General features: G+C 33.9%; 7 protein-coding genes. 3 read left to right on the plus strand and 4 right to left on the minus strand.

Annotated features, from left to right (window positions below; translation table 11 throughout):
- Positions 1-800: Mut7-C RNAse domain-containing protein (locus E1171_RS11990; protein WP_343031345.1), on the minus strand; the 800-nt coding region annotated here is incomplete at its 3' end.
- On the opposite strand from E1171_RS11990, the gene E1171_RS24935 reads away from it, so the two are divergent.
- Positions 754-855, plus strand: a complete 102-nt coding sequence (locus E1171_RS24935; protein WP_187696417.1) for a hypothetical protein — start codon at positions 754-756, stop codon at positions 853-855. The two genes, E1171_RS11990 and E1171_RS24935, sit on opposite strands and share 47 nt — an antisense overlap.
- 362 nt (positions 856-1217) lie before the next feature.
- Here the strand turns inward: E1171_RS24935 and E1171_RS12000 are convergent, their stop codons facing one another.
- A complete protein-coding gene (locus tag E1171_RS12000; RefSeq protein ID WP_155206245.1) occupies positions 1218-1685 on the minus strand; it encodes a hypothetical protein in 468 nt (155 codons plus the stop codon).
- Between the two features lie 598 nt (positions 1686-2283).
- On the opposite strand from E1171_RS12000, the gene E1171_RS12005 reads away from it, so the two are divergent.
- Together E1171_RS12005 and E1171_RS12010 are read left to right on the plus strand one after the other, a co-directional pair.
- Complete coding sequence (locus tag E1171_RS12005) at positions 2284-3039, plus strand: TerC family protein (protein WP_155206246.1); 756 nt, start codon at positions 2284-2286, stop codon at positions 3037-3039.
- Between the two features lie 1139 nt (positions 3040-4178).
- The gene (locus tag E1171_RS12010; protein ID WP_155206247.1) at positions 4179-5984 is read left to right on the plus strand and encodes a hypothetical protein; all 1806 of its coding nucleotides are present in this window, start codon (positions 4179-4181) and stop codon (positions 5982-5984) included.
- A 326-nt stretch (positions 5985-6310) separates the two neighbouring features.
- Here E1171_RS12010 and E1171_RS12015 read toward each other — a convergent pair whose 3' ends face one another.
- Positions 6311-6805 (minus strand): VOC family protein, encoded by a 495-nt coding sequence (locus E1171_RS12015; protein ID WP_155206248.1) that lies wholly within the window; start codon positions 6803-6805, stop codon positions 6311-6313.
- A gap of 72 nt (positions 6806-6877) precedes the next feature.
- Positions 6878-7414, minus strand: a 537-nt coding sequence (locus E1171_RS12020; RefSeq protein WP_155206249.1) for a sigma-70 family RNA polymerase sigma factor, incomplete at its 5' end; no start/stop codon positions are given.

A 7414-nucleotide genomic window follows, 5' to 3' on the forward strand; every position in this document is an offset into this window, starting at 1 on the left:
TTTTTAAACTCCTCCATAAATTTTTTTATCATTTGAAAATGCGGTCCTTTCCAGTAAATTTTGTCACAACCCGAACATTGGAAAAATTCTTTGTAAGTTTTTCTTATGAAGGGGAGTAGCTTATCTTCAATTTCCTCCTGTGCAATGGGAGTTAAAAGGCCATTACAAGTGGGGCACCTTTTAGCTAATTGAATATTTTCCCAAAGGTCAAATCTTTTCAAGATTTCACCAAAGCGGATCTTGGGGTTGGTAGCTCTCACCCAGTACCCCCTGCTCAATTTTTTGTTTTTTAGCAGGCCTTTATCCCGAGTTAATACGATTCTTTTTTGTTCTTCTGCTATTCGAACGATTTCCGAATCGTCATAAGATTTATCATACCAGGTATCAAAGCCTGCCAATCGCAAAAATTTGCATAATTTTCCCAAGTGCACATCCAGGATAAATTTCGTTTCTCGCAAAGGGGCAGGTCGCAAATGGCAGATATTAGTAATATCCATGCTCTCAAAAACAGGATATACAGAGATTCGATCCCCTTGCCGGAGTTGATAACTGAAAGAAACGGAATTCCCATTCACCAAAATCAAATCCACTTCCGTATGTGGAATTCCAATGGCTTCAATGGCATGTTTGACAGATGGATTTTTTTTAAATTGATATAAAAAATCGACCTTTTTCCTTTCATCAGGAAGAAAATCATTCAGTTCTTCATAAAATCTGAAAGTAGCGGTATGTAAACTTAAAAATAAAATATGCGTGAAGTCTGGGACATGGGTTTCAAAGGGTGCTGTAATTGGTGCAATAGGAGGAACTGGGGACGTTACTGCCTCACACCTTTATTTTGAGGGCCCTGAATGAGATGGGGTTTGTGACGCAAAGCCCTTTTACCCTGGAGGAGATTAGGGCAATCAGGTTGATCCTATGAAATAATTTCAGGGATTTTGATATAAAGAAATATATTCGAAGGTTTTTCTTCGGATATATTTTACTTTTCTGTTAAGCTGTATTGGCCCTACAAAGGCAATACATTTTCAAAAAGATAAAATTGATTTTTTTCTTTTTGGAAAGTTTTCATTCCAGAAATTAATTTACTCAATAAGCTGCATATTTGATTGTTATTTTATGGATAAATTTATCAATTGACTAATAAGGCTACAATTTTACAATAGAAATATCTTCAGAAATGAAAAAGCCAGAAATGTGTCCTGTCTTCTGAACCCTTACATATTCTTATCATAAAAATTTATTTTTATAACTAAAGCCCAGTCAACTTTTTTTGCAGTAGCTTCTATAGTCGATTCTTCATGATAACCTTGTGTTTTCTCAATGTCTGTTGCCATTAATCCCCAGATTGAAAGTTCTTGATCAACACTGGTCTTGAATTCCTTTTGAAGGTTAAAAGGACTAGATCCATAAAATTTGGGGTATTTTTCCACATTTTGACTTGAACTTGAATAGCCACTTTGATCAGATATAACTATGGTCATAATACTTGACTGAGAGGGTTCTGAATTATCTAGATTAATATCTCTTAATGATATACTTACTTCTCCATTGAATCCATTTTTTAAATGGGTCTTTATTAAATTTGTGTTACTTTTTAATTGACCATTTTCCCAAATCTCATATTTTACCTCCATCCATTCTTTATCACCTTTATAATTAACTTTCACACAACCGGTTGTCATTCCAAGGTGCGGTTTCAACTTTTTGACCTCCCCCATAAATAGAGAACTGGGAACAATCCTTACTTCTTCATTCAGAGCTTCGTTACTCCTTACTTTTTCTTGAGTGCAGCTTGTGAGGATTAGAAACATAGAAATAATAATTCCTATTTTTTTTTCATTTTTTAATGCTGATGGACCCATTAATTGAATTTTTTAAGAAATAAATTTTAAAAAAATGTTGTTTGATGGAATTTATTCTTTCCAAACTAGTTATTGACTTTCAGAATATAAAAAGGTTTAATTTAATAGACCAAAAAAAATCTAAAATTGTAGTTACTTCAATTTTAGGAACCCTTCTAAAGCAGCCATTTTTCCCATCCTCTGTGAGGAAAGGGAAATAGATTTTAGCACCTACCCGAATCCGAAAATAGGAAAAGTAAAATGGCGGTTTTTCATAAATACCCAAAATTATTTTATTTAATTCGCCTGAATAGTTCTTACAAATGGTAGAATTTTTATTAATTGGTCTATTTTTTAAAACGCCCTTTATAATTCCTGTTGTTATTTTTAGCCTTTTTACCTTTTGGTAAAAGCTTTTTCAAAAAATTAAACTTAAAAGATGGAAATTTTTTTACAAACAGAAACATGGATTGCCCTACTTACCCTGACTTTTTTGGAAATTGTATTAGGAGTAGATAATATCATTTTTATCTCTATTGTATCTTCAAAGCTACCACAACATCAGCAAGCAAAAAGTAGAAATGTTGGCCTGTTGTTAGCCCTAGTTTTTAGGATTCTGCTCTTAATGGGCATTACTTATATTATTGGTTTTACTAAACCATTGGTGACACTTCTTGATTTTGAATTGAGTGGAAGAGATCTCATCTTGGCAGTCGGGGGACTTTTCCTGTTGTTTAAAAGTACTACAGAAATCCACCATAAAATGGAACAAAAAGGAGAGGCTGAAAAAAACGGGAAAAAACACACTATGTTTGCAGTGATTATGCAAATAATCGTACTAGATATTGTTTTTTCTTTTGACTCCATTCTTACAGCCGTAGGATTGACTGATCAGTTGCTTATCATGATCATTGCTGTAATTATTTCTTTAATGGTAATGATGGCCTTTTCTGGGAAAATCAGTGATTTTATTAACAAGCACCCCACCTTACAAATGCTGGCCCTTTCTTTCTTAATTTTAATTGGATTTATGTTGATTGTCGAAGGATTGCATTACCATGTGCCAAAGGGGTACATTTATTTCGCTGTATTTTTCTCCCTTATTGTAGAAATCCTAAATATAAGGATGCGGAAAAATTATGCTCCTGTTAAGTTGCATAAAAGAATGGGGGAGGAAGAAGAATCGGGTGAATAGGCAATTTCATGAAGGTTTAAGGACTGCAGTTTTCTTGGAAGGTTAGGGTTGAATGAAGCTTCCATTTCATAGGGAAATGGAAGCAATTTTATTACTTGCCTTATTAGTGGTTTTCAATTAATTCCAAGATTTTAGATTTGTTTTTACTTGAATGATCCTATTTGATTTATCAATGATTTCTATTCTTTCTTAATTGAGCAAATAAGACTTTCCTTTATTTTAAGGTCGTTTATTGAATTCTTAGATAATTTGAAAGAAACAGGGAGGGAGGTGATTAATAAAAAATAATTTTAAGCACACATTCCTGAAATATAAATATCGTCCTAGAAAAAGTAAAATGATGGATTGGTGGTTTTTTTGGATTTAGGACAGATAAGGTACTTTGTGAGTTTTAGTAGAAAAGAAGTATTTTTCTAACTCTAATTACTTAACTCAAGTCCCTAGTGTGCTTTTAAAACCCAAAAATATAGAAGTTATAAATCTTTAAAAATCTGTGTTTGATCAAGGTTTTTGAAATTTTAGTACTTTTTATATTGGTGGGGAGTTTTTGTGTTTCAACTTTAAAATATAAAAATAATCCTGTTTTATTATATTGGTGTTAGTTGATATAAAATATAATTATTAGGTTACTGCAATGCTAAGAAGTTGTTTTCTCGTTTAAAAGCTAGTGTTATATATTTGTAGGATTTAAAACGTAAAACTCTTTTGAAGTAGGATTTCTTTATATATTGAAAGTTTCCCTTATAGCTTTAATTGTAGAGAAATCAGCTTTACCTTTATCATAGCTCCTCAAACTAAAAAGTTTTCAACACTTTAATAACTCTTCCCTTCCTAAGTAAGTACTTGCCTGAATCACTAATTAATAAAGCTGATAATTTCTACCATTGGGCTTTTGTTTAACGTTCTTTTGTTTTTGGAATTAATTCAATGAGTTTGTTTATTTCTTTAGATTAATGTTGTTCTTTAAAAAATTAAAACAGTGCCATCCTTTCAAACCTTAATGAGGTTAATAAACAATTCGGATTGTACACTAAAACCTCACCCAATTTATCAACCAACCTTTGGTATCCTCAAAAAAGAAACTTCTCTTTATTTATTCACTTTAATAAACTCTTTAACCAGTTAATATTTAAAAAGCTATGAAAAGAATATTTACCTGTTTAGTGGCATTGGTTGTTACTGTACAACTAAGTTTTGCCCAAGGCAACGACAACAACTTTCAATTCGGTCTGGGATTACAATCCAATGAACTGAATATAGTGAACATGAACAACATGATTATGGGAATGAACAATGAAGGGAATACACAGTTGAATTTTTCTGGTCAAGTTGGGATGATGAACACCTATATGGGGAATAACAATATCATGGGAATGAATAACCTTGGAAATATTCAACAAACCAATCTTTTAAGTGTCGGAGATCTTAATATGGTCATGGGTAATGCTTCCATTAATGGGGATAATAATGCCTTTAACCTTCAAATTGCCCAGGTGTTAAATGTAGGTAATCTTAATTTTTTTGTGGACAATGCTTCCATTGTTGGGAACCGTAACCGATTTAATACGCTGATCGCCCTGGCCGCCATATTTGGTGAAACAAATTTTGTTGTACGCAATGCTGAAATAAGAGGTAATCGCAACCGGTATAATGGCCTTGCGGCCTTTGTTAGCATATTTGGTGATGTGAATTCATTTGGATCATCTGGCGGCTCCCCCGGAAATGCGGCTATAATTGGTAATCGCAACCGTTATAATGGACTAGTGACTTTTGCCAGTATATTTGGTAGTAGTAATGAAATTATTTTGAATTCGAGTATTGTAGGTAATCGTAACCGTTTTAATGGTCAAGGGACTTTTGTCGGTATATTTGGTGATGATAATTTGGTGGAAGGTAATGCCCTTATTTCAGGAAATCGCAACCGTTTTAATGGTCAGGGTGCTTTTATGGGGATTTTTGGAGATGATAATATGATTGGCTCTAATGCCCTTATATCCGGCAACCATAACCGTTTTAATGGTCAGGGTTTGTTTACCAGAATATTTGGGGATGGAAATATGGTGATTAGCAATTCCTTAATAGCAGATAATCGAAATAGCTTGAATGTCCAAGGTTCCTATATCCGTATTTTTGGGGAAATGAATGACATTAGTTTTAATGCGGTTATGGGTGGTAACCGTAATCGTTCGAATGGCCAAAATGTTTTTGCTACAATATTTGGTGATGAAAATATGATAAATAATAATGCAACTATTTCTGGGAATCGGAACAGACTTAACCTTCAAAATGTATTGGTTACTCAAATTGGAGTACTAAATGAAATGAACCTGAATGCCGTAATCCTGGGCAATCGCAATAGATCCAATCTCCAGAGGATGGGAGTCCTTCAAATAGGACGTCGGAATCAGATGAATAACAATAACGAAATTGAGGATAATGAAAACGGTAATACGATCCAAAGCTTGGTGGGTGCTCAAATAGGCCGGCGCAATCAGATGAATGAAAATAACTTGTTAAATATGGGTAACAATAATTCCCTCCAAAGTATGGTTGACATTCAAATAGGACGCCGAAATGAGATTAATAGTAATAACGAGATTGATGATAATAACAGTTTGGTTCTTCAAAGTGTAATTGGTGCTCAAATAGGTCGGCGCAATCAAATGAATGATAATAACCAAATGGATGATAATAACAATTTGGTCCTTCAAAGTGTGGTTGGTGCTCAAATAGGACGTCGCAATCTGATGAATGAAAATAACCAGATTAGTAATGGTAACAGCCTTATTTTCCAAAGCTTAGGTGGTATTCAAATTGGTAATGATAATCAGCTGCTTGGGAATAACCAAATATTAAGCGATGGAAACATGGGGTCTGTTCAAATTTGGAATAAGATCCAGGTTGGTAATAATAACATGTCGAATAACAATAAAATGATCCAATAGTTGCTTCATTTAGAAGCGAGGAGAGAGGCCCAACATAGGACCGATTTTAGGATGTTGAAAGATGCCTCTAAAGCCTTATAAAAAAAGGAATTTATTGTAAATGCATTTTTAGACAAGTATATAATAAATCGTGATGGCTCGTATTTTATCTAACAATCTGATTTTATTCTTTTCTAATACGCTCATGAAGCACTTGACTTAATAACTGAGGTGAAAAAGACCCTGGAAGTTTTCTCTCAAAAAAAATTATCTAGGAAAGCCGTTTAACTTTAAGGCTTTCCTAGATTTTTTTAAAGTTTGATGAGTAGTTAAAGGCCATTATCCGTTTAAATTGAACAGCTTGACTCATTAGCTGAATTCTCATTTTTCTCACTTGTCAAGCCATTAATAGCGTCATTTCCTTCCCATTTGTCCATAACTTCAGGCGCTGGCCGGGCATTGATCCCTTCACCGTAAATGGTAGATGTTCCATGGGTATAAAAAGCCTCCCAGTCTACACCCTGGGGGTCTGTAATCCATGACTTCACACTTTTTGAATAGCAGCAGGTAGATTTTCCTTCCTCAAAAATTTTGCCTTTAGCCAATTGCATGTTGGAATAAATCTCATGTAGTTCACCTTCCGATTCTGCTTCAATTCCCAAATGCTCTATTCCGTTTTCTTTATGACCTGTGGAAATGGCAAAATTGACTTTCGGGTCATGAAGCATCCATTTGGCATAGTCGGGTTTAAGGATAGTAGGTGCTGTACCAAACAATGCAGTGTAAAAATTAAGGCTTTCTTGTAAATTTTTGATTCTAACGTGAACATGTAATCTTTTCATAATCGTCTGTAGTTTATGGGTAAATAAAAAATCTACTACCAAGACTTTTAGACTCTGAAAAAGACGCAAAAATTATTCGCATTTTTTTTCAAAAACATTTTTTAAGGGCTGGCAATTATCCTTAACCAGAAAATCAGTTAAATTCCCATTGGCATCTTTATCCAGATAAAAGCAGGACGAAATCTCTTTTTGTAATAAATTTCTAGCCCTTTGGATCCTGCTTTTGGTGGCTGAAAGCCCAAGGTTTAGTTTATTTGCAATCTCTTCCTGTTTTAGTCCTTCGATATCAGATAACTGTAGGGGGATGGCATATTTATCCGGAAGTAATCCTAATAAAGGCTCTACGTATTCAGCTAATTCTTTATATACTGTAGCCTCTTTTGGTTCTGGTTTATCCACTACCTCATTAATTTGCCTTTTTTGTTTTTTGAAATGGTCATAAACTATGTTTTGACTAATTTGAAAAAGCCAGGATCTGACATTTTTTATTTCTTTATCGGAGCAGCAAACTTTATATGTTTTCATCAAAACTTCCTGAGTCAGTTCATCAGCCAAATCAGGATCTTTCACTTGACGCCAAATGTAGTTTCTTAATCCATCTTTATATTG

This window comes from Xanthovirga aplysinae (assembly GCF_009711365.1).
Lineage (GTDB): Bacteria > Bacteroidota > Bacteroidia > Cytophagales > Cyclobacteriaceae > Xanthovirga > Xanthovirga aplysinae.